Origin of the sequence: Micromonospora sp. CPCC 206171 (assembly GCF_036906755.1) — a bacterium.
Classification (GTDB): domain Bacteria; phylum Actinomycetota; class Actinomycetes; order Mycobacteriales; family Micromonosporaceae; genus Micromonospora; species Micromonospora purpureochromogenes.
Map to the genome: position 1 here is coordinate 526,373 of NZ_JBAKHT010000001.1, position 24,359 is coordinate 550,731.

The following is a 24,359-nucleotide window of genomic DNA, read 5'->3' on the forward strand; positions in this document are numbered from 1 at the left end:
CCGGCCGCGCCCTGGGGGACGGGCCGGGTGAGCCGGACCGGCCGGGTGAATTGGCTCGTCGCCCGGTCCGGCCGGGACCTAGGCTGATCGTCATGATCGATTCAGGGCTGCGTGACCGGGCCGGACGTCACATCACGCTGCGGCCGGTCGACGACGACAACTGGCGGGATGTCGCCGACGTGGCGCCCCGCGACGACCAGCGCGCCTGGGTGCCCGCCCTGGCCGCGCGTTACCTGGTGCTGACCATGCGCTCCGACGTGTGGACCTCGCTGGCCGTCTACGCCGACGAGACGGTGGTCGGGCACGCCATGTGGGGGGTGGACGACGACGGCTCCCGCTGGATCGGCGGCATGGTGATCGCGGCCGACGAACAGGACCGGGGCGTCGGTCGGGCCACCGTCCGCACCCTGGCCGACTGGCTCGCCGCGCAGGACGGCGGCAGCGTGGTCCGCCTCTCGTACCACCCCGACAACACCCCGGCGGCCCGCCTCTACACCGCCCTCGGCTTCGCCCCGACCGGTGCCCTGGAGGACGACGAACTGGTCGCCGAACTCACCTCCTGACCCCGTCGCGCGGGCCCTGCACGGAGACGGCGGGTCCGGCCACCGGGCCCGTCGGCGCCGTACCGCTCAGGGCAGCCGGTCGGGCAGGCCGAACAGCGGGAAGAGCCGCGGCTGGAGGAAATGGGTGAGCCGGGTGATCCGGCCACCGGAGGACTCCACCAGCTGGATCGAGAACGCGCGGTGGCCGCCGGCCGGGTCGGGCCGGAACTGCGCCAGGGCCGGCTCGCCGTTGGCGGCCACCGGCAGCAGCCGGGAACCCCGGCAACCGGCGCCCGGCCCGGTCAGCCACCGGCCGATGTCGGCCGCCCCCCGCAGCCACAGCGGGTACGGCGGCATGGCGTGCACCGCGTCCTCGCGCAGCAGCGCCACCAGGGCGTCGATGTCGTACCGCTCGAAGACCTGGACGTAGCGGTCGAGCAGCTCCCGGTGCTCCCGGTCCAGCGCGGGGGCCGGCGCGCCCGCCTCCCGGTCGGCCATCGCGGCCCGGGCCCGCTGCACCGCGCTGGTCACCGCCGCGACGGTGGTGTCGAGCAGTTCGGCGACCTCGCCGGCGTGCCAGCGCAGCACGTCCCGCAGGATCAGCACCGCGCGCTGCCGCGGCGGCAGGTGCTGCAAGGCGGCGACGAAGGCCAGCCGGACCGACTCGCGGGTCACCGCCAGCTCGGCCGGGTCCTCGGGAAGGACGGCGGCGTCCGGCGCCGGCTCCAGCCACTCCCGGCCCGAGCCGGGCGCGCCGAGCGACGCCGCCACCGGGGCGCCCGGCTCGCCGAGGTCCATCGGCAGGGCCCGCCGGCCCTGGCCCCGCAGCAGGTCCAGGCAGACGTTGGTGGCGATCCGGTAGAGCCAGGTGCGCAGGCTGGACCGCCCGTCGAAGCGGTCGAGGCCGCGCCAGGCGCGCAGCATCGTCTCCTGCACCGCGTCCTCGGCGTCGAAGACCGAACCGAGCATCCGGTAGGCGTAGCCGGTCAGCTCGACGCGGAACCCCTCCAGGCCGGCGGGGTCGGCCGCCGGGCGCGCGCCGGGCACCGGGGCGGCCCGGTTCGGGCCCGCGTCGGATCTCGCCGTCGGTGCGGTCATGCGGCATACCGTAGGCGAGGCCCCCGACACCGGAGGCCGACGGCGCGCCCCGCCCGCCGCTCAGTCGGTGGCGACCGGCTCGGCCGGGACCGCGACGTGCAGCCGGAGCTGGGGGACCAGCATGTCGTCGACGTCCAGCGCCCGCGCCGCGCCGTCCGGCTCCCAGCCGGTGGAGGTGAGAAACTTCCGGGTCGCCTCGTCGCCCTCGAACGCCCAGGCCACCGCGCGCTCGAAGCCGTCGGCCCGCCACAGGTCGACGGCGGCGGCGAGCAGCCGGCTGCCGTGCCCGCGTCGACCCCAGCGGGGCTCGACCAGCAGGTCGGTCACCGCCACCACACCCGTGCCGAGGGACTCGGCCGGCTCGTCGGGGGCGAGCGCCTCGGCATCCGCCGGACCGGAGGCGGCGAACCCCACCAGATAGGATTGCTCGGCCTGTTCGACGGCGACCAGCACGCGGTGCGCGCCGGAGGGCGGCTCCTGCACCGCCGCGCTCCACCGCCGGGCGAGCCACGCCTCGTCCAGGTTGTCGAGCACGTGCCGGGGCAGGATCCGGCGATAGGCGACCCGCCAGGTCGCGAGCTGGATGCGTGCGATCTCGCCGGAGTCCTCGGGACGCGCCGGGCGTACGAACCCCATCGCCATTATTGTCGCGCGGAGAAAGTGTGCACCCGAAGGCGCAGGACGGATCCGCGCTCCCTCCCTTCCGCTACAGATGTGTCGACCCGGTATGATTTACGCATGGCTCGCGCGGTACTGGGGGTTTTCAACGCGGGACCTGACGCAGTGGAACATCTGCTGCGGGAGCAGGAATCGTGAGGCGGTCCTACAAGTTCCTGTTGCGCCCGACGGGGCGTCAGTCCTCCGCATTGAAGTCCTGCCTCAAGGACCATCGGCTCCTCTACAACGCTGCGCTCGAGGAGCGTCGGGAGGTATACCGGAAAGCTGGGAAGACTGTGCGTTACAGCGATCAGTCCTCGCAGCTCAAGGACATTCGACGCGCCGACCCCGACGGGCAAGGACATAGGTCCTTCTCCTCCCAGCAAGCCACATTGCGTCGACTCGACAAGGCTTTCACGGCGTTCTTTCGCAGAATCAGGGCCGCCGAGAAGCCCGGTTATCCGCGCTTCAAGGGGCCCGGATGGTTCGACACCGTCGAGTGGCCGAAGGACCGGGATGGTTGTCGGTGGGACTCCGTTCCGGGGTCCGGGCACAGACGCGTCTATCTCCAGGGCATCGGCCACGTACGAGTTCACGCTCATCGCGAGGTTGCGGGCCACGTCAAGACTCTCGCCGTCCGGCGGGAGGGAGATCGCTGGTTCCTTGTCCTGTCCTGCGACGAGGTGCCGGCTGAGCCGCTGAGCGCGACCGGATCGCAGGTCGGCATCGACATGGGCGTGGCCGCCTTCCTGACCACCTCTCAAGGAACTCAGGTAGCTAACCCGCGCCACCTCGACGCGTCGGCAGAGCGCCTCGCGACTGCTCAGCGGGTCGTCGGCGGCCGTCAGCGCGGCTCGAGTCGGCGGCGCAAGGCGCGGGAGCGGGTTGGCGCCCTGTACCGGAAAGTGCGTCGTCAGCGTCTCGACCACGCTCACAAGACCGCGCGCCGGCTCATCGCACAGCACGACCTGATCGCTCACGAGGGTCTTCAGATCGCCCAGATGACTCGTTCGGCGTCGGGAACCGCTGATACGCCTGGCCGCAACGTCGCGCAGAAGCGTGGATTGAACCGGAGCATTCTGGACGCCGGATGGGGGGTGTTCCTCAACGTGCTGCGCGCCAAGGCTGAAAGTGCCGGACGAACGGTGGTCGAGGTGACTGCCCGTGACACGTCGCGCACCTGCTCGTCTTGTCGGCACTGTGCGCGCGAGAATCGCGTCAACCAGGCCCATTTCCGGTGCGTGGCTTGTGGATACATCGCCCATGCCGACGTCAACGCCGCCGTTAACATCTTGCGGGCAGGGCTTGCCCGTCAGGCCGCCGAATCGGCCTGAGAAGCCGGTGCCGTCAGGCACTGGAGGAGTCACGGGACGGAAGCCTACGCAGGGCGGGAGTGACGATGGTGGCGCAGGGTGCCAGGCGGACGGCCGCGCAGGTCGCCGGGGTGGTCGCGCTCGCCGTCGCGGTGACGGCCTTCCTCTCCGTGGCGGCCGTCCGGCACGGCTTCTTCGACCTCAAGGTCTACTACGGCGCGCTGACCTTCTGGGTGCACGACCACGGCGAGATCTACGACTACCTCAAGCCCGGCACCCAGTACGGCTTCACCTACCCGCCGTTCGCCGCGCTGGTGATGCTCCCGATGGCGTACCTGCCGTGGCCGGCGGCGATCACCGTCAGCGTGGCCGCCAGCGTGGTGGCCAGCGCGGTGCTCATCTGGTGGCTGCTCGACCCGGTCTCCCGCCGGGCCGGCTGGTCCCGCTGGTTCACCCTGGCCGTCGCGCTCTGCCTGGCCGCCGCGTACGAGCCGATGCGCGAGACGATCAACTTCGGCCAGGTCAACATGCTGCTGCTCTTCCTGGTCGGACTGGACCTGCTGCGGCTGCTGCCGGCCGGCAACCGGTGGGCCGGCGTGGGCATCGGGCTGGCCACCGCGATCAAGCTGACCCCGGGCGTCTTCATCGTCTACCTGCTGATCACCCGCCGCTGGCGGGCCGCGTTCACCTCGACGGCGGCCGCGGCGGTGGCCACCCTGCTCGCCGCCGCGCTCTTCCCGGACGCCTCCCGGGAGTTCTGGACCTCGTCGCTGTGGAACACCAGCCGGGTGGGGGAGTTGGCGTTCGTCTCCAACCAGTCGTTGCGCGGAGTGGTGGCCCGGCTGGACCCCGACCACCCGAGCACCCTGGCCTGGCTGTTGCTGGTCCTGGCCACCCTCGGGGTCTGGGCCTGGCGGTCCCGGGCGGCGGTGGCCGTCGGCGACGAGGCCACCGGGCTGGCGCTCACCGGCGCGCTGATGTGCCTGGTCAGCCCGGTCACCTGGGTGCATCACCTGGTCTGGCTGATCCCGGCGCTGATCCTGCTGGTCGACAACGCGATGGCCGCGCCCGCGCACGGTCCGCGGCGGCGCGCCCTGCTGGCCTTCGCGGTCGTCGCGTACGGGCTGCTGATCAGCCGGATCGTCTGGGCGTGGGAGAAGGACTTCACCGGCCTGGACGGCTTCCTGGGCAGCAACACCTACGTCTGGATCAGCCTGGCGCTGCTGGTGCTGCTGCCGATCCGGCGCTGGGCCGTCCCGGCCGCCGCCGGTCCGGCCGCCGGCCGTCCGGAACCCGCCGGGTCAGCCGTCGAGCCGGCCGGCGTACCGCAACTCGTCGAGCCGGACCGGGGGACGCCCACCGGCGAGCGGCACCGGGTAGGTGGACCGCTCGCCGTCCGCTGACAACCCGGCCCGCTCGTAGAAGCGGCGGGCCCGGGTGTTCCCGGCCAGCACCCAGAGCCGGTACTCCCGCCAGCCCCGGTCCGCCAGCCCGTCGCGGGCCGCGGCCAGGAGCGCCCGCGCGGTCCCGTCACCCCAGTGCGCCGGCTCCACGTACGTCGCCAGCACCTCGCCGTACGCCGGGTCCAGGTCGCCCCGGTCCTGGTTGTTGCGGTACGGCCCGAAGGTGACGAACCCGGCGGGCACCCCGTCGACCTCGGCGAGCAGCGTGGTGAACGGGTGCTCCGGGTCGGCGGTGCCGAGGTCCCGACGCCGTTGCGCCCAGGCCACCGGGTTGAGCCGGCGCAGCACCTCGTCGGGCATGATCCCGGCGTAGCCGGCCTGCCAGCCGTGGATGTGCACCCGGGCGATCGCCTCGGCGTCCTCGGGCTCTTCGCGGCGGATGGTGAGCATGTGTCCGTTCTATTCCTCGCCGGGCGTCGGGTCCAGCGTCCGCTCCGGCGTCGTACCGCTGGTTTAGGGTGCCCGACGATGGCCGCACCGGAATCACTCTCCCTCGCCCAGGCCCGGCGGGTGGCGCTGGCCGCCCAGGGCTTCGCCGACCCGGCACCCACCGGCGTGCCCACCCGGCGACACCTGCGCCGGGTGCTGGACCGGGTCGGGTTGATCCAGATGGACTCGGTCAACGTGCTGCAACGGGCGCACTACCTGCCGCTCTACAGCCGGCTCGGGCCCTACCCGACGACCCTGCTCGACACCGCCGCCTACCGCCGCCCCCGCGAGCTCTTCGAATACTGGGGCCACGAGGCGTCGCTGGTGCCGGTGGGGCTGCACGCGGCGCTGCGCTGGCGGATGGCCAAGGCCCACTCCGACGCCTGGGGCGGCATGCGGCGCATCGCCCAGGAGCAACCCGAACTGGTCGCGTGGGTCCGCGACGAGGTGGCCGCCCGGGGGCCGCTGACCGCCGCCGAGATCGAGCACGACGCGCCCCGGGAGACCGGCAACTGGGGGTGGAACTGGTCGGCGGTGAAGCGCGCCCTGGAGTTCCTCTTCTGGGCCGGCGAGGTGAGCGCCGCCGACCGGACGACCTCCTTCGCGCGCCGCTACGACCTGCCCGAGCGGGTGCTGCCGGCGGCCGCCCTGGCCGCGCCCACCCCCACCGACGCCGAGGCGTACCGCACGCTGGTGTCGCTGGCCGCGCGGTCGCTCGGGGTGGCCGCCGAGCCGGAGCTGCGCGACTACTTCCGGCTCCCGCTGGCCGGCGCCCGGCAGGCGATCGCCGAGCTGGTCGAGGCCGGTGAGCTGCGGCCGGTGACGGTGCAGGGCTGGCGGCAGCCGGCCTGGTTGCACCAGACCGCCCGGCTGCCCCGGTGGGTGCGCGGCACCACCCTGGTCAGCCCCTTCGACCCGCTGGTGTGGGAGCGGGCCCGCACCGAGCGGCTCTTCGACTTCAGCTACCGGATCGAGATCTACGTGCCGGCGCCGCAGCGGGTGTACGGCTACTACGTGCTGCCGTTCCTGCAGGGGGAGCGGTTCACCGCGCGGGTGGACCTGAAGGCCGACCGGCGGGCGGGCGTGCTGCTGGTGCCGGCCGCCTGGATCGAGCCGGGCGCCGACCCGGGGGAGACCGCCGTGGCGCTGGCGGCGGAGCTGTACCGGCTCGCCGGCTGGCTCGGCCTGGACGCGGTGGCCCCGCCGGTCGCCGGGGATCTCGCCGATCCGCTGGCCGCCGCGTTGAAGGGCGTGGCCGGTGTACCGTGAGCGCGTGACGAGCGTGGACGGGTCGGCGGGTCAGCCGGGTCAGCAGGTGTCCGACACCAGCGCGCCGCAGGCCGCACCGCCCGGCGCGGTGGCCGCCCCGCACGCCGAGGCCCTTCCGGGTGAGGGTGTCGCGCACGGGCACGCCGAGGGCGCCTGGGCGCACGACGGCGGGTCCGCCGCCTGGCCGCCCGGCGCCTACCAGCAGGTCGAGCCGGACCGGCTCACCCGCTTCGTGCTCCGGGTGCACGCGCGCTCGCCGCGCTGGGCGGCGCCGCTGGCCGCGCTCGGCTGCGTCGGCATCGGGATGGCGTACGCGCTGGTGAGCGACCCCACCCGCAGCGACCCGGATGCCGCCCCGAGCTGCCTGCTCAAGCTGACCACCGGCCTGGACTGCCCGGGCTGCGGCGGCACCCGCGCCCTCTGGTACGTGCTGCACGGCGACCTGCCCGCCGCCGCCCGGCACCACTTCCTCTTCGTGTTCGCGCTGCCCTTCCTGGCGTACCTCTTCGTGGCGTGGGCCGGGAAGCAGGCCTTCGGTTGGCGCCTGCCCGAGCTGCGGATCAGCTCGCCGGTGATCGCCGGATTCCTCGCCGTCTGGCTGGCCTTCTCCGTGGCGAGAAACCTTCCCTGGGCCCCGTTCACCGCGCTCTACGTCTGACCCCCGCACCCGACGGCCCCCGCCACCGCGCCGCGTCCGACGGCCCGCCGCGCGGTGGCGGCTGCGAGATCTTGGACACTTGTCGTTTCCCCGGCACGCGAACTGTCCAAGATTCGCAGCTCACGGCCGCTGTCGCAGCCGGGAGGTCAACTTTCCCGCACCGGTGCCGGGCAACTACAGTCCCAGGAATGCCGGAGATGGTGCAGCCCCAGGTCAAGCTGATCGCATGGACCCAGTTCCAGGCCCCGGACGACGTGCCGTGGTCGACCGACGCCGACGGCGGTCAGGCCCTGGCGGAGTTCGCCGGCCGGGCCTGCTACCAGAGCTGGAAGAAGCCGAACCCGGCGACCGCCACCAACGCCGGCTACCTGGCGCACATCCTCGAGGTGGGCCACCTGAGCGTGCTGGAGCACGGCTCGGTGAGCTTCTACTTCACCGGGGTCTCCCGATCCTTCACCCATGAGCTGATCCGGCACCGGCACTTCTCGTACTCCCAGCTGTCCCAGCGCTACGTACCGGAGCGGGACGCGGCGATGGTCGAGCCCCGGGTGATCGCCGAGGATCCGGAGCTGCACAAGAAGTTCGTCGAGGCCGCCGAGGCGAGCGTCCGGGCGTACACCGAGCTGCTGGAGGGGCTGGAGCAGCGCTTCGTCGACGAGCCGAACCCGACGCTGCGGCGCAAGCAGGCCCGGCAAGCGGCCCGCGCGGTACTGCCCAACGCCACCGAGACCCGGATCGTGGTCACCGGCAACTACCGGGCCTGGCGGCACTTCATCGCCATGCGCGCCACCGAGCACGCCGACGTGGAGATCCGCGAGCTGGCGGTGGAGTGCCTGCGCCAGCTCCAGCAGGTCGCCCCGAACGTCTTCGCCGACTTCGTCATCTCCACCCTTGCCGACGGCACCGAGGTGGCGACCAGCCCGCACGCCGAGCTGTCCTGAGCCCTTCCCCACCGGCTCTCCGGTGGTCGTCCGCTAGGTTGTGAACATGACGCACGACCACCTTGCCGCCCCCGATCGGGGCGCGTCCCGCCCGTTCGGGCGACTGCTCACGGCCATGGTGACCCCGTTCACCGACAACGGCTCGCTGGACCTGGACGGCGCCGTACGGCTCGCCACCCACCTCGTCGACGAGCAGGGCAACGACGCGCTGGTGCTCAACGGCACCACGGGTGAGTCGCCGACCACCACGGACGCGGAGAAGGAGACCCTGATCCGGGCGGTGGTGGAGGCGGTCGGCGACCGGGCCAGAATCGTCGCCGGGGTGGGCACCAACGACACCCGGCACACCATCGAGCTGGCCGCGTCGGCCGAGAAGGCGGGCGCGCACGGCCTGCTGGTGGTGACCCCGTACTACAACAAGCCGCCGCAGAGCGGACTGCTGCGCCACTTCACCGCGGTCGCCGACGCCACCGGGCTGCCGATCATGCTCTACGACATCCCGCACCGGGCCGGGGTGGCCATCGCCACCGACACGCTGGTGCGCCTCGCCGAGCACGGCCGGATCGTCGCGGTGAAGGACGCCAAGGGCGACCTGACCGCCACCAGCTGGGTGCTCAGCCGCAGCGACCTCGCCTACTACAGCGGCGAGGACGCGCTCACCCTGCCGACGCTGGCCGTCGGCGGGGTCGGCCTGGTCGGCACGTCGACGCACTTCATCGGCGCGCCCGCCAAGCAGATGATCGAGGCGTACGACGCGGGGGACACGGCGACCGCGCTCGCGCTGCACCGGCGGCTGCTGCCGCTGTTCACCGGAATCTTCCGTACCCAGGGCGTGATCCTGGTGAAGGCCGGCCTGGCGGCCAAGGGCCTGCCGGCCGGCCCGGTGCGGCCGCCGCTGGCGGACGCCACCGCCGACGAACTCGCCCAGCTGCGCGCCGACTGCGCCGCAGCGGGCCTGGAACTGCCCGAATGATCGAACGACACGACGGACGCCGGGTAACGGCGTCGCAGATTGAGGTGGACGCGTGACCGAGGCGCACATCGAGGGTGAGCTGCCCCCGCCGCTGCCGGAGGGCGGCCTGCGGATCATCCCGCTCGGCGGGCTCGGCGCCATCGGTCGGAACATGACCGTCTTCGAGTACGACGGCAAGCTGCTCATCGTCGACTGCGGGGTGCTCTTCCCCGACGTCGAGCAGCCGGGCGTCGACCTGATCCTGCCGGACTTCGGCCCGATCCTGGACCGCCTCGACGACGTCCAGGCGATCGTGCTCACCCACGGTCACGAGGACCACATCGGCGCGGTGCCGTACCTGCTCGCCCACAAGCCGGACATCCCGCTCGTCGGCTCCCAGTTCACCCTGGCCCTGGTCGAGGCGAAGCTGGCCGAGCGGCGGATCCAGCCGTACACGCTGACCGTGCGGGAGGGCGGCCGGGAGCGGCTGGGCCCGTTCGAGTGCGAGTTCTTCGCGGTCAACCACTCGATCCCGGACGCCCTCGCGGTGGCCATCCGCACCCCGGCCGGGCTGGTGCTGCACACCGGCGACTTCAAGATGGACCAGCTCCCGCTCGACGGCCGGATCACCGACCTGGCCGGCTTCGCCCGGCTCGGCGCGGAGGGCGTCGACCTGCTGCTGTCGGACTCCACCAACGCGGAGATCCCCGGCTTCGTCACCCCCGAGCGCGAGATCGGGCCGGTGCTCGACTCGATCTTCGCCAAGGCGCGGGGGCGGATCATCGTCGCCTCGTTCGCCTCGCACGTGCACCGGGTGCAGCAGGTCTTCGACTCGGCGATCGAGCACGGCCGCAAGGTGGCGCTGATCGGCCGGTCGATGGTGCGCAACATGGGCATCGCCCGCGACCTCGGCCTGCTCAACATCCCGCCCGGCCTGGTGGTCGGGCTGGAGGAGGCCACCACGCTGCCGCCCGAGCAGATCCTGCTGATGTCCACCGGCTCCCAGGGCGAGCCGATGAGCGCCCTCGGCCGGATGGCCAGCGGCGACCACCGGCACATCACCATCGCCCCCGGCGACACGGTGGTGCTGGCCAGCTCGCTGGTGCCGGGCAACGAGACCTCCGTCTACCGGGTGATCAACCGGCTGGCCCGCGCCGGCGCGGTGGTCGTGCACAAGGACGTGGCCAAGGTGCACGTCTCCGGCCACGCCCCCGCCGGTGAGCTGCTCTACCTGCTCAACATGGTGCGCCCGAGCAACCTGATGCCGGTGCACGGCGAGTGGCGGCACCTGCGGGCGCACGCCCGCCTCGGCGTCGAGTCCGGCGTCGCCCCCGACCGGGTGGTGCTCTGCGAGGACGGCGACGTGGTCGACCTGGTCGAGGGCCGGGCCAGCCTGGTCGGGCACGTGAAGAGCCGCTACGTCTACGTCGACGGGCTCGCCGTCGGCGACGTCAGCGAGTCACTGCTCACCGAGCGGCGGATCCTCGGCGACGGTGGCTTCATCGCCACCACCGTGGTGGTCGACTCGGTCACCGGCAAGGTGGTCGGCGGCCCCACCCTCTCCGCGAAGGGCTTCTCCGAGGACCCGGAGGCGTTCAATCCGGTCGTCCCGCTGGTCACCGAGGCGCTCAACCGGGCCGCCGCGGACGGCATCACCGACCCGCACCAGCTCCAGCAGATCGTCCGGCGCACCGTCGGGCGCTGGGTCAACGACAAGTACCGGCGTCGCCCGATGATCGTCCCGACGGTCGTCGAGGTCTGACCCACCGGCTCCGCACGCCGGTCCACCGTCCGCGGTGGGCCGGCGTCGTCGTGTCCCGGGTACGCCCCGGCGAGTGACCGCCCGGACACGCTGCGCTGAAAGGTCTGGTTCCGGGTCAACCGATCGGCCGTCGTCTCCGTACTCCGGTCCGGCAGGCGTACCCGCGCCGGCCGGGAGGAGCGTGGCGGATGGACCGCAGACGGATGACAGCCATCGGTGTCGTGGTGGCGGCGGCGGGATTGACGGCGGCGGTGACCCTGCCGTCGTTCGCCGGTGAGAACGCCGCCCCGCGAGCCGGTGGACCGGCCGGGGCGAACGCCGCCGGCGGGGTGGCCCCCGAGGTGTTGGACGCGATGAGCCGCGATCTCTCGCTCAGCCGGGAGCAGGCGGTACGGCGGTTGGCGGCCGAGCGGCGGGCCACCGGCACCCTCAACCGGCTGCGCGCCGAGCTGGGCGCGGCGTACGGCGGCAGCTGGCTCAGCGCCGACGGCGCCACGCTGACCGTGGCGGTCGCCGACCCGAGGCAGGCGGACCGGGTCCGCGCCGCCGGTGCGGTGCCGAAGGAGGTCGACCGGGGCGTGCGGGAGCTGGACGCGGTCAAGGGCCGGCTCGACTCGGCCGGTGGCCGGGCCACCCCGGACATCGCCGGCTGGTACGTCGACGTCGCCACCAACTCGGTGGTGGTGCTCGCCAAGCCGGGTGCGGAGGAGGCCGGACGCCGGTTCGCGGCGGCGACCGGGGCGCCGGCCGGGGCGGTACGGGTGACCGCGTCCACCGAGTCCCCCCGGCCGCTGTTCGACGTGCGGGGCGGCGACGCGTACCTCATCAACAACGCCGGCCGCTGCTCGGTCGGCTTCTCCGTGGTCGGCGGCTTCGTCACCGCCGGACACTGCGGCCAGCCGGGGGACCGCACCACCGGCGCGAACCGGGTCGCCCAGGGCACCTTCGCCGCGTCCTCGTTCCCCGGCGACGACTGGGCGTTCGTCGAGGTCAACAACCAGTGGACGCCGCAGGGCGTGGTGAACGACTTCAACGGCGGCACGGTGCCGGTCAACGGCTCCACCGAGGCCCCGGTCGGCGCCTCGATCTGCCGCTCCGGCTCCACCACCGGCACCCGCTGCGGGGTGGTTCAGGCCAAGAACGCCACCGTGAACTACCCGGAGGGCACGGTCACCGGGCTCACCCGGACCAACGTCTGCGCCGAGCCCGGCGACTCGGGCGGGGCGTGGCTCTCCGGCGACCAGGCGCAGGGGGTCACCTCCGGCGGGTCCGGCGACTGCACCGCCGGCGGCATCACGTTCTTCCAGCCGGTCAACGAGATCCTCCAGCGCAACAACCTGACCCTGGTCACCGCGGACACCCGGTCGGCCCCCGCCGAGCCGCCCGCCGGCGGCGACGCCACCGCCCCGCCGGCGACCGCCGCCCCCACCGCCCCACCGGCCGGCGACTCCGCGGTCTGCACCGGCGACGTCAGCCGCTCCGGTGCCATCGCCGCCGGCCGTTCCCAGGCGCAGCCCGACGGTCGCTGGTTCGTCGCCGACGGCGGCGCGCAGAGCGCCTGCCTCGACGCCCCCGCCGGCGCCCAGCTGGTGCTGGAACTCCAGCGCTGGACCGGCACCGGCTTCCGGACCGTGGCCCGCACCGCCACCGGCGACGGCGTGGCGAGGCTGGAGGCCGACGGCTCGGCCGGCGCCTACCGCTACCGGGTCACCGCGCTGACCGGCTCCGGCCAGTACACCCTCGCCTTCTCGGCGAGCTGACCCACCCCGACCGCGGCCCCCGACCCCCACCGCCCGGTGGTCGGGGGCCGCTCCACGTCCCCGCCCCGCCCCCCCGCCCCCACGGCCGCTCTTTCCGAGAAAGCGTGGCCATGCCGCGCGGAATAGCCACGCTTTCTCGGAAAGCGCGCCCCGGGCTGGGCTGGGCTGGGGTGGACGTTGCGGTCGGCCGGATTGGCTCCGCTCCTGACGGCGGGCTCCGGAGTGGCTGCTCTTTCGGAGAAAGAGTGGCCATGGCGCGCGGAATAGGCACCCTTTCTCTGAAAGTGCGCGCTGAGGTGGGGCCGGAAGGTGCGGTGGGGCGGGTGGCTCCGCTCCTGACGCCGGGCTCCGGAGTGGCCGCTCTTTCCGAGAAAGCGTGGCTACGGCGCGCGGAATAGCCAGGCTTTCTCGGAAAGAGCGCGCTGGGGTGGGGTGGGGTGGGCGGTCAGTGGAGGAGGGCGTTCAGGTCGTCGTAGGAGGTGGCGGGGGTTAGGGCGGTGTAGGTGCCGTTGGTCAGTGCCTCGGTGGCGGCACGGCGGACCAGGCCGTAGGCGGCCTGGGCCAGCGACGAGCCGAGGCTGACCCGGGCCACGCCCAGCTCGGCCAGGGTGGTCACGGTGGGTGCGCCCGGGCCGGCGAGCACGTTCACCGGTCCGTCCACCCCGGACACCAGCGCGGCGATGCTCGCCACGTCGACCACCCCCGGCACGAAGACGCCGTCCGCCCCGGCCGCCAGGAACGCCTCGGCCCGGCGCAGGGTCTCGGCGAGTCGCTGCGCCGGGTCGCCGACCGCCCGCAGGTAGGTGTCGATCCGGGCGTTGACGAAGAGCGCCACCCCGGCGGCCTCGGCGGCCTGGCGGGCGGCGGCGATCCGGGCGCACTGCTCCGTCGTGGGGCGCAGCCGGGTCAGGTCGGCCGGGTCGGCGTCCTCGATGTTGATTCCCACCGCGCCGGCGGCCAGCACCTCGCTGACAGTCCGGGCGACGCCGGCCGGGTCGGCGGCGTACCCGTCCTCGATGTCGGCGGTGACCGGCACCGTCACCGTCGCGGCGATCCGGGCCAGTGGCGTGAGCGCCCGGCTGCGGTCCAGCGCCCCGCCGTCGGCGACGCCCAGCGCCCAGGCGATGCCGGCGCTGGTGGTGGCCACCGCCGCGGCCCCGCACTCCTCGACCAGTCGGGCGCTGGCCACGTCCCAGGCGTTGGGCAGGACGAGCGGTGTACCGGGCCGGTGCAGGGCGCGCAGCCGGGCGGCCCGCTGCTGTGCTGTCGTCATGCGGCAAGTCCACCAGCACGGGGCGTCGGCGTCCGGCGGGTTTCGGACCTCACCCGCGCGTCAGGGCAGCGCGGCGACCGCGTCGGCGTACGCGACGCCGGTGGCGACCGCCGCGTCGATGAGGACGCCGAGCTGCGCCGGGGCCACCCCGTGCTCCAGGTCGGTGGTGACGTCCCCGGCCAGCACCAGTTCGCCCTCGCCCAGGTCGTGCACGTACGCCTTCGGCAGCAGCCGGTCGTGGTTCCAGGCGTTGCAGAACTCGTACGCCTCGGTCAGCCGGGCCGCCGGCAGTCGCCGCGCCGCCACCACCCGGGCGTGCAGGATCTCGCCGCGCCGCCCGACCTGCCGGAACTGGATCACCGCCTCGTGCCAGCGGCCGACCACCACTCCGCCGGCGTCCACGGCGTAGACGTCGCCCCGGCGGTCCAGCGCCGCGATGATCATCGACAGGCTCAGCGGGGCCAGCTCGTCGGCCGCCGGAACGAACGGCGGATCCGTCGCCGGGTCGTCGCCGGTCTCCTCGTCGGGCAGCGGCACCGGGGTGGCCAGCGGCCGCTCCGCCAGCCAGGAGGCGATCCGGCCGGACTGGTGCCCGGTGCCGTTGCGCGCGTCGAAGCTGCCGGCCAGCCCGGTGGCCACGGTCAGCAGGTCGGTGCCGAGGGTTTCCACGTCCACCTCGGCCGCCGGCCGGCCGCCGTGCGCCGGGCGGTGCACCCGCCGCCCGGCCAGCCCCGCCTCGGCGGCGAGGGCGCAGACCAGCGCCCCGGCGGCGGCGAACTCCATCGCGGACAGGTCGTCGTACGGGTGGTCCAGCCGGGGCAGCTGCTCGGCGAGGATGTCCAGGCCCCGGCCGGGGTGCCCGGCCAGCGCGCAGAAGCGCAGGTGCGCGGCGAGGTACGGGAAGGCCCCCCGCTCCCGCCGGTGCCGCCGGTACGCCCGCAGGTGCGCCTGCCCGGCCCGCTCCGCCTCGCCGGTGCGCAGCCACGGCAGCAGCGCCACGGCCAGCGCCCGCTCGGGCGAGTCGGTGCAGTCCACCGCGCCGTCGAGGACGGGACGCAAGGTGTCCAGCGCCGCCGCGTCGTCGCCCCACCCGGCGAGCAGTTCGGCGCGGCGGGCCGGCAGGCAGCCGGGGCAGCCGGCGGTCGGGTCGGGCTCGGCGGCGGCCCAGTCGTCGTACCGGCGGCGGGCGGTGGGCTCGTCGCCGAGGTGGTCGGCGAGCCGGCAGCGCAGCTGGGCGACGAGCCCGGTCCGCTCGCCGGCCCGCTGTGCCAGGTCGTCGAGGAGGGCGCGGGCCTGGTCCAGGCCGACCCGTGGGGTGCCGATCGCCGCCTCGACCGCGTACCGCTGGTGCCGGCGCAGCAGCTCGGCGTCGCCGGGGCGTTCGGTCAGCAGGCCGGGGGACCGGTCGACGGCGGCCAGGCAGCGCCGCACCGGCTCGGCCAGTCGCCACCGCTCCCCGTGCAGCAGGTACGCCTCGACCAGCGCGAACCGGGCGTCCAGCCCGGAGTGCGCGTCGCCCAGCGCGTCGGCCCGGGCGGCGATCCGGTCCAGCTCGGCGAAGCGGGCCTCGCCGTCGGGCATGTCCCGGGCGTCGGCCAGCGCCCCGACCAGCTCCGGGACGCGGCCGGTCAGTCCCCGCCCGACGGGCTCGCCCCGGCCGGTCACCGGGTCGTCCCGCCGGGAAGCTGGGCGACGGCGGCGGCCAACTGGCAGCCGGTGGAGATGCCGCAGTCGAGGAGCTGGTCGAGCTGGTGCGGGGTCACCCCCCGTTCCAGGTCGGTGATCACCTCGCCGCAGACCCGGGCCACCCCCTCGTCGTCGACGTGCACGAACGCCTTGGGCCAGAGCCGGTCGTGGTTCCAGGAGTTGCAGAAGGCGTAGAGCGTCGGGACGTACTCGATGCCGAAGGCCGGGGCGGCCATGGTGCGGACCTGGAGCAGCTCGCCGGCCTCGCCGGGGCGCAGGAACCAGATGAGGTTGTCGTCCCAGCGGCCGACCAGGTCGCCGTCGGCGTCGGCGGAGAACGCGTACCCGCGGTTGCCGAGCACGGCGGCGATCAGTTCGCCGGTCAGTGGCCGCAGGGCCTGCGGGTGCCCGGCCAGGGGGTCGTCCGGACCGTCCTCGAAAGCAGGCGACGCCATCGGGCATCCCTTCCTGAGGCAAATAACACGTCTGGAGGCGTGGTCCGTGCTGCGACGCGCGGACACGACCCGGAAAAGCGGCGATCTCCCGGGTCACGCCGTTACGGTGACTGTATGGCGGGCCGTACCTCTCAGGCGAGCCGGCGACGCGGCGCGTCGCCGCGCGGTACCACGAACAGCCGTGCCCGCCAGCCGGCGAAGAAGGCCACCCGGGCGACCGCCCGGCGGCGAACGGCGGCCCGGCCCGGCCCGACGGTCTACCTCGGACGCGCGGTCGGTGCACTGTGGATGGGGCTGGCGCACGGCGTGGGCTGGGCGGTCCGCGCCGCCGGCCGGCAGGCCGCCTCCGCCCGCGACCTCGACCCGGAGCACCGCCGCGACGGCGCCGGGCTGCTGCTGTTCGGCCTGGCCATCCTGAGCGGGGTGGGGATCTGGTTCTCCGGCGCGGGCCCGCTCGGCGCCCGGCTCGCCGACACCGTCCGGCTCTTCCTCGGCGCGATCGCCATCGTGGTGCCGGTGCTGCTGATGATCGGCGCCTGGCGGCTGATGCGCACGCCCGCCGATCCGGAACACCGCGGCCGTGGCCTGGTGGGCTGGGGTTCGATGCTGGTGGCCACGGCGGCGATGCTGCACATCGGACAGAACCCGGTCGACCCGGTGCAGCGCGACTACGCCGGCGGGCTCATCGGCGCCGGGGTCGGCGATCTGCTGGAGGCGGGGGTCACCGCCTGGGTGGCGGTGCCGCTGCTCATCCTGCTGCTCGTCTTCGGTCTGCTGGTGGTCACCGCGACCCCGATCAACAAGATCCCCGAGCGGCTCGGCCTGCTCGCCGGCACGCTGGTCGCGCCGCCGGCCGACCCGGAGACGGAGGAGGACCCGGCCGCGAAGCGGGCCCGCCGCCGGCCGGCGAAGCGGACCGCGCCGCCGCCGCTGGACCCGGACGACCTGGCCGACGCGGACGCCGTCAACCTCCAGGACACCCTGGTGCTGCCGCGCAAGCCGCCGGGGAAGGTGCCCGCCAGCCGCAAGCCGGTCGAGCCGCCGGAGCACTCGCCCGCGCCCACCCGCGCCGAGCAGCTCGCGCTCACCGGGCTGGCCGGCGACTACACGCTGCCGCCGGCGAACATGCTCAGCAGCGGCGCCGCGCCGAAGACCCGCAGCAAGGCCAACGACGAGGTGATCGCGGCGCTGACCGGCGTCTTCGAGCAGTTCGACGTGGACGCCGCGGTCACCGGCTTCACCCGGGGCCCGACGGTCACCCGCTACGAGGTGGAGCTCGGGCACGGGGTCAAGGTCGAGCGGATCACCCAGCTCTCCCGCAACATCGCGTACGCGGTGAAGTCGCCGGACGTGCGGATCCTCAGCCCGATTCCGGGCAAGAGCGCGGTCGGCGTGGAGATCCCGAACACCGACCCGGAGAACGTCGCCCTCGGCGACGTGCTGCGCTCGCGGGCCGCCACCAGCGACCACCATCCGATGGTGGTGGCGCTCGGCAAGGACATCGAGGGCGGCTACGTGGTGGCCAACCTGGCCAAGATGCCGCACATCCTGATCGCCGGCGCCACCGGCGCCGGCAAGTCGTCCTGCCTGAACTCGCTGCTGGTGTCGATCCTCACCCGGGCCACCCCGGACGAGGTGCGGCTGCTGCTGATCGACCCGAAGCGGGTCGAGATGACCGGGTACGAGGGCATCCCGCACCTGGTCACGCCGATCGTGACCAACGCGAAGAAGGCGGCCGACTCGCTGGACTGGGTCGTCCGCGAGATGGACATGCGCTACGACGACCTCGCCGCCAACGGGGTCCGGCACATCGACGACTTCAACCGCAAGGTGCGCAACGGCGAGATCAAGGCCCCGCCGGGCAGCGAGCGGGAGATGCGCCCGTACCCGTACCTGCTGGTGATCGTCGACGAGCTGGCCGACCTGATGATGGTCGCCCCGCGCGACGTGGAGGACTCGGTCGTCCGGATCACCCAGCTGGCCCGCGCGGCCGGCATCCACCTGGTGCTGGCCACCCAGCGCCCGTCGGTCGACGTGGTCACCGGCCTGATCAAGGCGAACGTCCCGTCCCGGCTGGCGTTCGCCACCTCCTCGCTGGCCGACTCGCGGGTCATCCTCGACCAGCCGGGCGCGGAGAAGCTGCTCGGCCGGGGCGACGGGCTCTTCCTGCCGATGGGCGCCTCCAAGCCGGTGCGGATCCAGGGCGCCTGGGTGACCGAGCGCGAGATCGCCGACGTGGTGAAGTTCTGCAAGGACCAGCGCGAGCCGGAGTTCCGTCCGGACGTGCTGGCCCCCGCGCAGGACAGCAAGAAGAAGATCGACGAGGACATCGGCGACGACCTGGACCTGCTGGTGCAGGCGGTCGAGCTGGTGGTCACCTCGCAGTTCGGCTCGACCTCGATGCTCCAGCGCAAGCTGCGGGTCGGCTTCGCCAAGGCGGGCCGGCTGATGGACCTGATGGAGACCCGGGGTGTGGTCGGCCCGTCCGAGGGTTCCAAGGCCCGCGACGTGCTGGTCAAGCCGGACGAGCTGGAAGAGGTCCTGGTCGGCCTGCGCGGCGCCGAGGACTGACCGGCCCGTCGCCGACTGACCGGCCCCGCCCGCCAGCTGATCGACTCCGTTCCGGCGGTGTTTTCCGGCCCGGGGCACCGCAATGTCGGCGTCATCGCGGCGGCACCCGTGACACGAGGCCCGCCGAACGCCGGCGGGCCTCGTGGGGAGTCTGCGGTGGTCAGTTGTTGATGATGGCGGCGACGAGGGCGACACCGATGATGGCGCCCACGACGCTGGCGGCGGCGGCGTACCAGCCGAGCGGCTTGTCGCCGAGCACTGCGCCGACGATGCCGAGCACCAGGCCGGCGATACCGAAGATCACCGGCGCCACGAAGATGGCGACGACGGCGAAGACGAAGGCCAGGATCGTGCAGATCCGGGCGGCGTTGCTGCGCGGGCGAGCGGTCGCGTGCATGTCGGCCATGACGTCCTCCGTGGTGAGAGCCTCTTGGGTGTCCGGCCGCTGTCTACCCACTCCGGCCTCGGACTACTCATCAGGGCCGATACCGCTCGTCCCGGCGCACCCCGGCGGGGTTCAGTGGTAGACCTTGAGCCCGACCACGCCGGCGACCACCAGCAGCAGGCAGACGATCCGGGCGAGGCTGGCCGACTCGCCGAGGGCCACCATCCCGTACCCGGCGGTGCCGACCGCGCCGATGCCGACCCAGATCGCGTAGCCGGTGCCGACCGGGATCTCGCGCAGCGCGTACGCCAGCCCGAGCATGCTGAGCACCAGGGTGACCAGAAAGACGACGGAGGGCAGCGGGCGGCTGAAGCCGGCGCTGCGGTCGAGCGACACCGCCCACGCGGTCTCCAGCAGGCCGGAGAGCACCAGCACGATCCAGGCCACGGGTCATCACCTCGGGAAGCGGGCCCGGACCCTCGCGGCCCGGGACGAGTCGGTCTGCCTGTCGCGGGGCGTCTTGGCCTGACCGGGTACGCCCACCACTCGTCCGGGACGGCCGGGGCCGCCACCGCCGACGCTAACACCGTCCCGTCCGGGCGGGTGGTGATCTCGCGCACCACCGGTTGAGCTGAACCTGACTTCAGGTTGCAGGATGGCAAGCATGACGCTGATCTTCACCGACCGGGAGGTCGCCGCCGCCCTGGACGCTTCGGCGACCGTCGCGGCGATGCGGGACGCGCTGCTGGCCGCCCACGCCGGCCGGCTCGTCGCCCCACCCCGGGCGGCAGCCCCGCTGGACGGCGGGCGGATGGTGCTCACCGCCGGCCACCTCACCGGCGAGTGGTACGGCTTCCGGTCGTACGACACCTTCGGGTTGCCGGAGTCCGAGCAGCTGGTGGTGCTGCACGACGGGCGTACCGGGGCGGTGCGGGCGGTGGCGGTCGGCGAGGAGCTGGGCTCCCGGCGTACCGGGGGGTTGGGCGGGGTCGCGGTGGACGTGCTGGCGCGGCCGGACGCGGCCACCCTCGGGGTGATCGGCTCCGGCCGGCAGGCCTGGACGCAGGTCTGGGCCGCCGCGGCGGTACGCCCGCTGCGCGAGGTGACCGTGCACAGCCGCTCGGCCGCCCGCCGGGAGGCGTTCGCGGCCCGGGTCCGCGCCGAGCTGGGGGTGCCGGCCCGCGCGGTGGACTCGGCCCGGGCGGCGGTCCGGGACCGGGACGTGGTGGTGCTCGCCACCACCAGCACCGCGCCGGTGCTCGACGCCAGCGACCTCGCCCCGGGCACCCAGGTCAACGCCGTCGGCTTCAAGCAGGCCGACCGGCACGAGTTCGGCTGCGACCTGCTGGACCGCGCCGACCTGCTGGTCACCGACTCGCCGGCCCAGGCGGGCGCCTACTCCCCGCCGATGCTCGCCGCCGTCGAGCCGTACGCGGGCCGGCTGCGCGACCTGGGCGCGCTGCTGGCCGGCGCGGTCCCCGGCCGGACCGGCGCGGACCAGGTCTCCGTCTTCTGCTCCACCGGCCTGGCCGGCACGGAGGTCTTCCTCCTCGACCGGCTGGTGCGGGTGGGCGCGGCGGCGGTCTGACCGGTCGCGGGTGTGAGCCGGCCGATGCGGCGGCCCGCCGTTGCCGGCCCCCGCCCCGCCGCCCGGTACCCTCGGATGGTGTCTGCCACCTCCTCCGCTCCTGACGGCCGCCGTGTCGCCCTGCTGACCCTGGGCTGTGCCCGCAACGAGGTCGACTCGGAGGAGCTGGCCGCCCGGCTGCACGCCGACGGCTGGCAGGTCACCACCGACGGCGAGGGCGCCGACGTGGTGGTCGTCAACACCTGCGGCTTCGTGGAGAAGGCCAAGCAGGACTCCATCCAGACCCTGCTCGCCGCCGCCGACACCGGCGCCAAGGTGGTCGCGGCCGGCTGCATGGCCGAGCGGTACGGGCGTGAGCTGGCCGACAGCCTCCCCGAGGCGCAGGCGGTGCTCAGCTTCGACGACTACCCGGAGATCTCCGCCCGGCTGAACGCGGTCGTCGCCGGCGAGGCGGTCGCCGCGCACACCCCCCGCGACCGGCGCGAGCTGCTGCCGCTCACCCCGGTCTCCCGCCGGGACAGCGCGGTCTCGCTGCCCGGGCACGGCACCCCGGCTCGGGGCGTCACCGAGACCGACGAGCACACCCCGGCCCACCTGCGCCAGGTGCTGCGCCGCCGGCTCGACACCGGCCCGGTCGCCTCGCTGAAGCTGGCCAGCGGCTGCGACCGGCGCTGCGCGTTCTGCGCCATCCCCGCCTTCCGCGGCGCCTTCGTCTCGCGTACGCCGGACGAGCTGCTGGCCGAGGCGGAGTGGCTGGCCAAGACCGGCGTCCGTGAGCTGGTGCTGGTCAGCGAGAACTCCACCTCGTACGGCAAGGACCTGGGCGACCCCCGGGCGCTGGAGAAGCTGCTGCCGCAGCTGGCCGCCATCGACGGCATCGTCCGGGTGCGGGCGAGCTACCTCCAGCCCGCCGAGACCCGGCCCGGCCTGGTCGAGGCGATCGCCACCACGCCCGGCGTGGCGCCCTACTTCGACCTGTCCTTCCAGCACTCCAGCGAGCCGGTGCTGCGCCGGATGCGTCGGTTCGGCTCCACCGACCGGTTCCTGGAGCTGCTGGCGGGGGCGCGGGCCCTGGCGCCGGAGGCCGGCGCGCGGAGCAACTTCATCGTCGGCTTTCCCGGCGAGACCCGCGCCGACGTCGACGAGCTCGTCCGGTTCCTGACCGAGGCGCGCCTCGACGCGATCGGCATGTTCGACTACAGCGACGAGGACGGCACCGAGGCCGCCGGCCTGCCCGGCAAGGTCTCCGCCGCCACCGTCAAGCGCCGCTACGACAAGCTCAGCGCGCTCGCCGACGAGCTCTGCTCGCAGCGGGCCGAGGAGCGGCTCGGCTCGACCGTCGAGATGCTGGTCGACTCGGTCGACGGCGGCGTCGTCGAGGGGCGGGCGGCCCACCAGGCTCCCGAGGTCGACGGCTCGACCACGCTGGTCGCGCCGGTCGGCGGCGGGGTCGACCTGGCCGCGCTGCGCCCCGGCGACCTGGTCCGGGCGACGGTCACCGCGACCGAGGGTGTCGACCTGGTCGCCGTGCCGGATGAGATGATCTCGGCGGCGCCCGGCGCGGAACGGTGACGGCGGGTCCGGAGGAAGCGGGGAGGCCACGTGGTGCGGTGCCTGGTACGCCCCGGCGGCCCGAGCGGGGTGCGGCCGTGACCGGGGCGACGGAGCCGGCGCCGGTGGTCGCCCGGGTGCCGGTGCTCAACGCGGCCAACGCGCTGACCGCCCTGCGGCTGGTGCTGGTGCCGGTCTTCGCGGTGTCGGTGATCGTCTCGGGGACGACCCACGCCGGCTGGCAGATGGCCGCCTGCCTGATCTTCGTGCTCGCCTCGGCGACCGACCTGGTCGACGGCTGGATCGCCCGCCGGTTCCAGCTCGTCACCTCGGTCGGCAAGGTCGCCGACCCGATCGCCGACAAGGCGCTCACCGGCGCCGCCCTGGTGCTGCTCTCCTGGTACGACCGGCTGCCCTGGTGGGTGACGGCGGTGATCCTGGTGCGGGAGTGGGGCGTCACCGCGCTGCGCTTCTGGGTGATCCGGCGCGGGGTGATCGCGGCCAGCCGGGGCGGCAAGATCAAGACGGCGCTGCAGATCCTCGCGATCACCTGGTACCTCTGGCCGATGCCGGCCGGTCTCGCCGCCGTCGGCCCGTGGATCATGGCCGCCGCCGTGGTGGTCACGGTCGTCACCGGCTTCGACTACGTCGCCCAGGCGCTGCGGCTGCGCCGCCCCGCCCGCTGACGCGCACCCCGGCCGACCCGCGGTCGCCGGGGCGGGGTCCGGCAGGTCGCCGCGACAGCGCCGTGACCAGTGCCTCCGGGCGGAGGACGAGTAGGCGTCGGCAGGCGGGGAAGGGAAGCGGGACATGGGGACGGATGCGAACGACGAGCGGCCCGCCGGGAGTCCGGCGGCGGCCGTGGTGCACAGCCTGCACGAGCGACGCGAGACGCTGGCCACCATCGAGTCCCTGACCGGTGGGCTGCTCTCCGCTTCGATCGTGGAGATCGCCGGGGTCAGCGGGGTCTACCGGGGCGGCCTGGTCACGTACGCCACCGAGCTGAAGTCGGAGCTGGCCGGCGTACCGGCGGAGCTGCTGGCGGAGCGCGGGCCGGTGGACCCGGACGTGGCGCGGGCGCTCGCCGAGGGCGGGCGGCGGCGCTGCGGGGCGGACTGGGGGCTGGCCACCACCGGCGTGGCCGGGCCGGAGCCGCAGGACGGCAAGCCGGTCGGGCTGGTCTACGTCGCGGCGGCCGGGCCGGCCGGCACGGTCGTCCGCCAACTGGACCTCGACGGTGGCCGGGACCACATCCGCTCCGCCGCGGTGATCGAGGCGCTGCGGCTGTTGGTCGAGCGGATCCAGGCCGCCGGCGACCCTGCCGGGGCGGGCGTGGACGACGACGCCACCGCCGCGGCGACCGGCCGGCGGTGACCCGGTGATCGGATTTGCCGGGCGGGGTGGGATGTCGGCGGGGCGGGCAACGGGTACGGTTGCGGGAAGGCTCCGGCGCGCGACGCCGGCGACGGCGCGGGTGACCGTGTACGGCGCGGGCGGATGCCCGGGCGAGAGGGATTCCCGTCAGGGGGAGGTGCGATGGTCCTGCTACGCCGCGTGATCGGCGACGCTCTGCGGGCGCGCCGACAGGGTCAGCACCGCACCCTGCGTGAGGTCTCGACCGCCGCCAACGTCAGCCTCGGCTACCTGTCCGAGATCGAACGTGGCCAGAAGGAGCCCTCCAGCGAGCTGCTGGCCGCGATCTGCGACGCCCTCGGCGCCCGGCTCTCCGAGCTGCTGCGCGAGGTCAGCGACACGGTGGCCCTCGCCGAGCAGCTGCCGGGCGTGCTGGTGCCGATGCAGGACGAGCCGGCCGAGCCGACGCCCGCCCCGGTGGCCGTGCGCAAGGCCACCAACCGGGGCGTCCGCCAGGTCACCTCGGACGGCAAGGTGGCCGTCTCGGTCCGCCAGGACTCGCCGCTGAAGGCCACCCTGCGCAGCACCCGGGTCCGCCCCGCCGAGCGGGACGTGGTCTGCGCCGCCTGACCTCCCGCCCGCCGCGACGCATG

The 24,359-nt window shown here is 74.1% G+C and carries 23 protein-coding genes and 1 riboswitch; of the genes, 15 read left to right on the forward strand and 8 right to left on the reverse strand.

Annotated elements, in window-relative coordinates; genetic code table 11:
* Positions 1–92: 92 nt before the first annotated feature.
* Positions 93–563, forward strand: a complete 471-nt coding sequence (locus tag V6U89_RS02380; RefSeq protein WP_334568910.1) for a GNAT family N-acetyltransferase — start codon at positions 93–95, stop codon at positions 561–563.
* Between the two features lie 66 nt (positions 564–629).
* Here the strand turns inward: V6U89_RS02380 and V6U89_RS02385 are convergent, their stop codons facing one another.
* Entirely contained in the window at positions 630–1,640 is a 1,011-nt protein-coding gene (locus V6U89_RS02385; protein ID WP_334568911.1) for a sigma-70 family RNA polymerase sigma factor, read from the reverse strand.
* A 60-nt stretch (positions 1,641–1,700) separates the two neighbouring features.
* Complete coding sequence (locus tag V6U89_RS02390) at positions 1,701–2,282, reverse strand: GNAT family N-acetyltransferase (RefSeq protein ID WP_334568912.1); 582 nt, start codon at positions 2,280–2,282, stop codon at positions 1,701–1,703.
* A 170-nt stretch (positions 2,283–2,452) separates the two neighbouring features.
* On the opposite strand from V6U89_RS02390, the gene V6U89_RS02395 reads away from it, so the two are divergent.
* Both V6U89_RS02395 and V6U89_RS02400 read left to right on the forward strand, forming a co-directional pair.
* On the forward strand, positions 2,453–3,631 hold the full coding sequence (locus V6U89_RS02395) for an RNA-guided endonuclease InsQ/TnpB family protein (RefSeq protein WP_334568913.1): 1,179 nt from the start codon (positions 2,453–2,455) through the stop codon (positions 3,629–3,631).
* 68 nt (positions 3,632–3,699) lie between these two features.
* Positions 3,700–5,013, forward strand: a complete 1,314-nt coding sequence (locus V6U89_RS02400) for a glycosyltransferase 87 family protein (protein WP_334568988.1) — start codon at positions 3,700–3,702, stop codon at positions 5,011–5,013.
* On the opposite strand, the gene V6U89_RS02405 is transcribed toward V6U89_RS02400, so the two are convergent.
* Complete coding sequence (locus V6U89_RS02405; protein ID WP_334568914.1) at positions 4,912–5,463, reverse strand: GNAT family N-acetyltransferase; 552 nt, start codon at positions 5,461–5,463, stop codon at positions 4,912–4,914. The two genes, V6U89_RS02400 and V6U89_RS02405, sit on opposite strands and share 102 nt — an antisense overlap.
* A gap of 78 nt (positions 5,464–5,541) precedes the next feature.
* Here V6U89_RS02405 and V6U89_RS02410 point away from each other — a divergent pair, with 78 nt between their 5' ends.
* The 6 genes from V6U89_RS02410 to V6U89_RS02435 all read left to right on the forward strand — a co-directional run bounded on the left by V6U89_RS02410 (position 5,542) and on the right by V6U89_RS02435 (position 12,844).
* On the forward strand, positions 5,542–6,771 hold the full coding sequence (locus V6U89_RS02410) for a winged helix-turn-helix domain-containing protein (RefSeq protein WP_334568915.1): 1,230 nt from the start codon (positions 5,542–5,544) through the stop codon (positions 6,769–6,771).
* Between the two features lie 4 nt (positions 6,772–6,775).
* Entirely contained in the window at positions 6,776–7,429 is a 654-nt protein-coding gene (locus V6U89_RS02415) for a DUF2752 domain-containing protein (RefSeq protein ID WP_334568917.1), read from the forward strand.
* A gap of 197 nt (positions 7,430–7,626) precedes the next feature.
* Positions 7,627–8,370, forward strand: coding sequence for an FAD-dependent thymidylate synthase (gene thyX / locus V6U89_RS02420; protein WP_334568989.1), 744 nt, complete (start codon positions 7,627–7,629; stop codon positions 8,368–8,370).
* A gap of 46 nt (positions 8,371–8,416) precedes the next feature.
* Positions 8,417–9,343, forward strand: coding sequence for a 4-hydroxy-tetrahydrodipicolinate synthase (gene dapA, locus V6U89_RS02425; protein WP_334568918.1), 927 nt, complete (start codon positions 8,417–8,419; stop codon positions 9,341–9,343).
* A 52-nt stretch (positions 9,344–9,395) separates the two neighbouring features.
* Complete coding sequence (locus V6U89_RS02430) at positions 9,396–11,084, forward strand: ribonuclease J (RefSeq protein WP_154942780.1); 1,689 nt, start codon at positions 9,396–9,398, stop codon at positions 11,082–11,084.
* A 188-nt stretch (positions 11,085–11,272) separates the two neighbouring features.
* On the forward strand, positions 11,273–12,844 hold the full coding sequence (locus V6U89_RS02435; RefSeq protein WP_334568919.1) for a S1 family peptidase: 1,572 nt from the start codon (positions 11,273–11,275) through the stop codon (positions 12,842–12,844).
* A 445-nt stretch (positions 12,845–13,289) separates the two neighbouring features.
* On the opposite strand, the gene V6U89_RS02440 is transcribed toward V6U89_RS02435, so the two are convergent.
* The 3 genes from V6U89_RS02440 to V6U89_RS02450 are packed head-to-tail and all read right to left on the reverse strand — an operon-like array spanning position 13,290 to position 16,258.
* On the reverse strand, positions 13,290–14,117 hold the full coding sequence (locus tag V6U89_RS02440; RefSeq protein WP_334568920.1) for an isocitrate lyase/PEP mutase family protein: 828 nt from the start codon (positions 14,115–14,117) through the stop codon (positions 13,290–13,292).
* Between the two features lie 60 nt (positions 14,118–14,177).
* Complete coding sequence (locus tag V6U89_RS02445; protein ID WP_442933849.1) at positions 14,178–15,782, reverse strand: YbjN domain-containing protein; 1,605 nt, start codon at positions 15,780–15,782, stop codon at positions 14,178–14,180.
* Positions 15,779–16,258 (reverse strand): YbjN domain-containing protein, encoded by a 480-nt coding sequence (locus V6U89_RS02450; RefSeq protein WP_088963396.1) that lies wholly within the window; start codon positions 16,256–16,258, stop codon positions 15,779–15,781. Before V6U89_RS02450 ends, V6U89_RS02445 begins: the two co-directional genes overlap by 4 nt.
* Positions 16,259–16,372: 114 nt before the next feature.
* On the opposite strand from V6U89_RS02450, the gene V6U89_RS02455 reads away from it, so the two are divergent.
* Positions 16,373–18,829: an FtsK/SpoIIIE family DNA translocase gene (locus V6U89_RS02455; protein ID WP_334568922.1), complete on the forward strand. Its 2,457-nt coding sequence runs from the start codon at positions 16,373–16,375 to the stop codon at positions 18,827–18,829.
* A 160-nt stretch (positions 18,830–18,989) separates the two neighbouring features.
* Here V6U89_RS02455 and V6U89_RS02460 read toward each other — a convergent pair whose 3' ends face one another.
* Both V6U89_RS02460 and V6U89_RS02465 read right to left on the reverse strand, forming a co-directional pair.
* Positions 18,990–19,235, reverse strand: coding sequence for a hypothetical protein (locus tag V6U89_RS02460; RefSeq protein WP_154942785.1), 246 nt, complete (start codon positions 19,233–19,235; stop codon positions 18,990–18,992).
* Between the two features lie 111 nt (positions 19,236–19,346).
* Positions 19,347–19,661 carry a DMT family transporter gene (locus V6U89_RS02465; RefSeq protein ID WP_334568923.1) on the reverse strand — a complete coding sequence of 105 codons (315 nt, stop codon included), beginning with the start codon at positions 19,659–19,661 and terminating at the stop codon, positions 19,347–19,349.
* Between the two features lie 62 nt (positions 19,662–19,723).
* A riboswitch (guanidine-III (ykkC-III) riboswitch) is annotated at positions 19,724–19,787 on the reverse strand.
* 91 nt (positions 19,788–19,878) lie between these two features.
* Between V6U89_RS02465 and V6U89_RS02470 the strand changes: the two genes are divergently transcribed.
* The 5 genes from V6U89_RS02470 to V6U89_RS02490 all read left to right on the forward strand — a co-directional run bounded on the left by V6U89_RS02470 (position 19,879) and on the right by V6U89_RS02490 (position 24,336).
* On the forward strand, positions 19,879–20,802 hold the full coding sequence (locus V6U89_RS02470) for an ornithine cyclodeaminase family protein (protein ID WP_334568924.1): 924 nt from the start codon (positions 19,879–19,881) through the stop codon (positions 20,800–20,802).
* Between the two features lie 75 nt (positions 20,803–20,877).
* Entirely contained in the window at positions 20,878–22,374 is a 1,497-nt protein-coding gene (gene rimO, locus V6U89_RS02475; RefSeq protein ID WP_334568925.1) for a 30S ribosomal protein S12 methylthiotransferase RimO, read from the forward strand.
* Between the two features lie 77 nt (positions 22,375–22,451).
* Entirely contained in the window at positions 22,452–23,039 is a 588-nt protein-coding gene (gene pgsA, locus V6U89_RS02480) for a CDP-diacylglycerol--glycerol-3-phosphate 3-phosphatidyltransferase (RefSeq protein WP_334568926.1), read from the forward strand.
* A 124-nt stretch (positions 23,040–23,163) separates the two neighbouring features.
* Positions 23,164–23,727 (forward strand): CinA family protein, encoded by a 564-nt coding sequence (locus V6U89_RS02485; protein WP_334568927.1) that lies wholly within the window; start codon positions 23,164–23,166, stop codon positions 23,725–23,727.
* Positions 23,728–23,889: 162 nt separating this feature from the next.
* Positions 23,890–24,336, forward strand: a complete 447-nt coding sequence (locus V6U89_RS02490; protein ID WP_334568928.1) for a helix-turn-helix domain-containing protein — start codon at positions 23,890–23,892, stop codon at positions 24,334–24,336.
* The last annotated feature ends 23 nt before the right edge of the window (positions 24,337–24,359 follow it).

Coding starts and splice junctions, on each gene's coding strand:
- V6U89_RS02380 (WP_334568910.1), top strand. CDS start 93: ATGATCGATTCAGGGCTGCGTGACCGGGCCGGACGTCACATCACGCTG.
- V6U89_RS02385 (WP_334568911.1), bottom strand. CDS start 1,640: ATGACCGCACCGACGGCGAGATCCGACGCGGGCCCGAACCGGGCCGCC.
- V6U89_RS02390 (WP_334568912.1), bottom strand. CDS start 2,282: ATGGCGATGGGGTTCGTACGCCCGGCGCGTCCCGAGGACTCCGGCGAG.
- V6U89_RS02405 (WP_334568914.1), bottom strand. CDS start 5,463: ATGCTCACCATCCGCCGCGAAGAGCCCGAGGACGCCGAGGCGATCGCC.
- V6U89_RS02410 (WP_334568915.1), top strand. CDS start 5,542: ATGGCCGCACCGGAATCACTCTCCCTCGCCCAGGCCCGGCGGGTGGCG.
- thyX (WP_334568989.1), top strand. CDS start 7,627: ATGGTGCAGCCCCAGGTCAAGCTGATCGCATGGACCCAGTTCCAGGCC.
- dapA (WP_334568918.1), top strand. CDS start 8,417: ATGACGCACGACCACCTTGCCGCCCCCGATCGGGGCGCGTCCCGCCCG.
- V6U89_RS02435 (WP_334568919.1), top strand. CDS start 11,273: ATGGACCGCAGACGGATGACAGCCATCGGTGTCGTGGTGGCGGCGGCG.
- V6U89_RS02440 (WP_334568920.1), bottom strand. CDS start 14,117: ATGACGACAGCACAGCAGCGGGCCGCCCGGCTGCGCGCCCTGCACCGG.
- V6U89_RS02450 (WP_088963396.1), bottom strand. CDS start 16,258: ATGGCGTCGCCTGCTTTCGAGGACGGTCCGGACGACCCCCTGGCCGGG.
- V6U89_RS02455 (WP_334568922.1), top strand. CDS start 16,373: ATGGCGGGCCGTACCTCTCAGGCGAGCCGGCGACGCGGCGCGTCGCCG.
- V6U89_RS02460 (WP_154942785.1), bottom strand. CDS start 19,235: ATGGCCGACATGCACGCGACCGCTCGCCCGCGCAGCAACGCCGCCCGG.
- V6U89_RS02470 (WP_334568924.1), top strand. CDS start 19,879: ATGACGCTGATCTTCACCGACCGGGAGGTCGCCGCCGCCCTGGACGCT.
- rimO (WP_334568925.1), top strand. CDS start 20,878: ATGGTGTCTGCCACCTCCTCCGCTCCTGACGGCCGCCGTGTCGCCCTG.
- V6U89_RS02485 (WP_334568927.1), top strand. CDS start 23,164: ATGGGGACGGATGCGAACGACGAGCGGCCCGCCGGGAGTCCGGCGGCG.
- V6U89_RS02490 (WP_334568928.1), top strand. CDS start 23,890: ATGGTCCTGCTACGCCGCGTGATCGGCGACGCTCTGCGGGCGCGCCGA.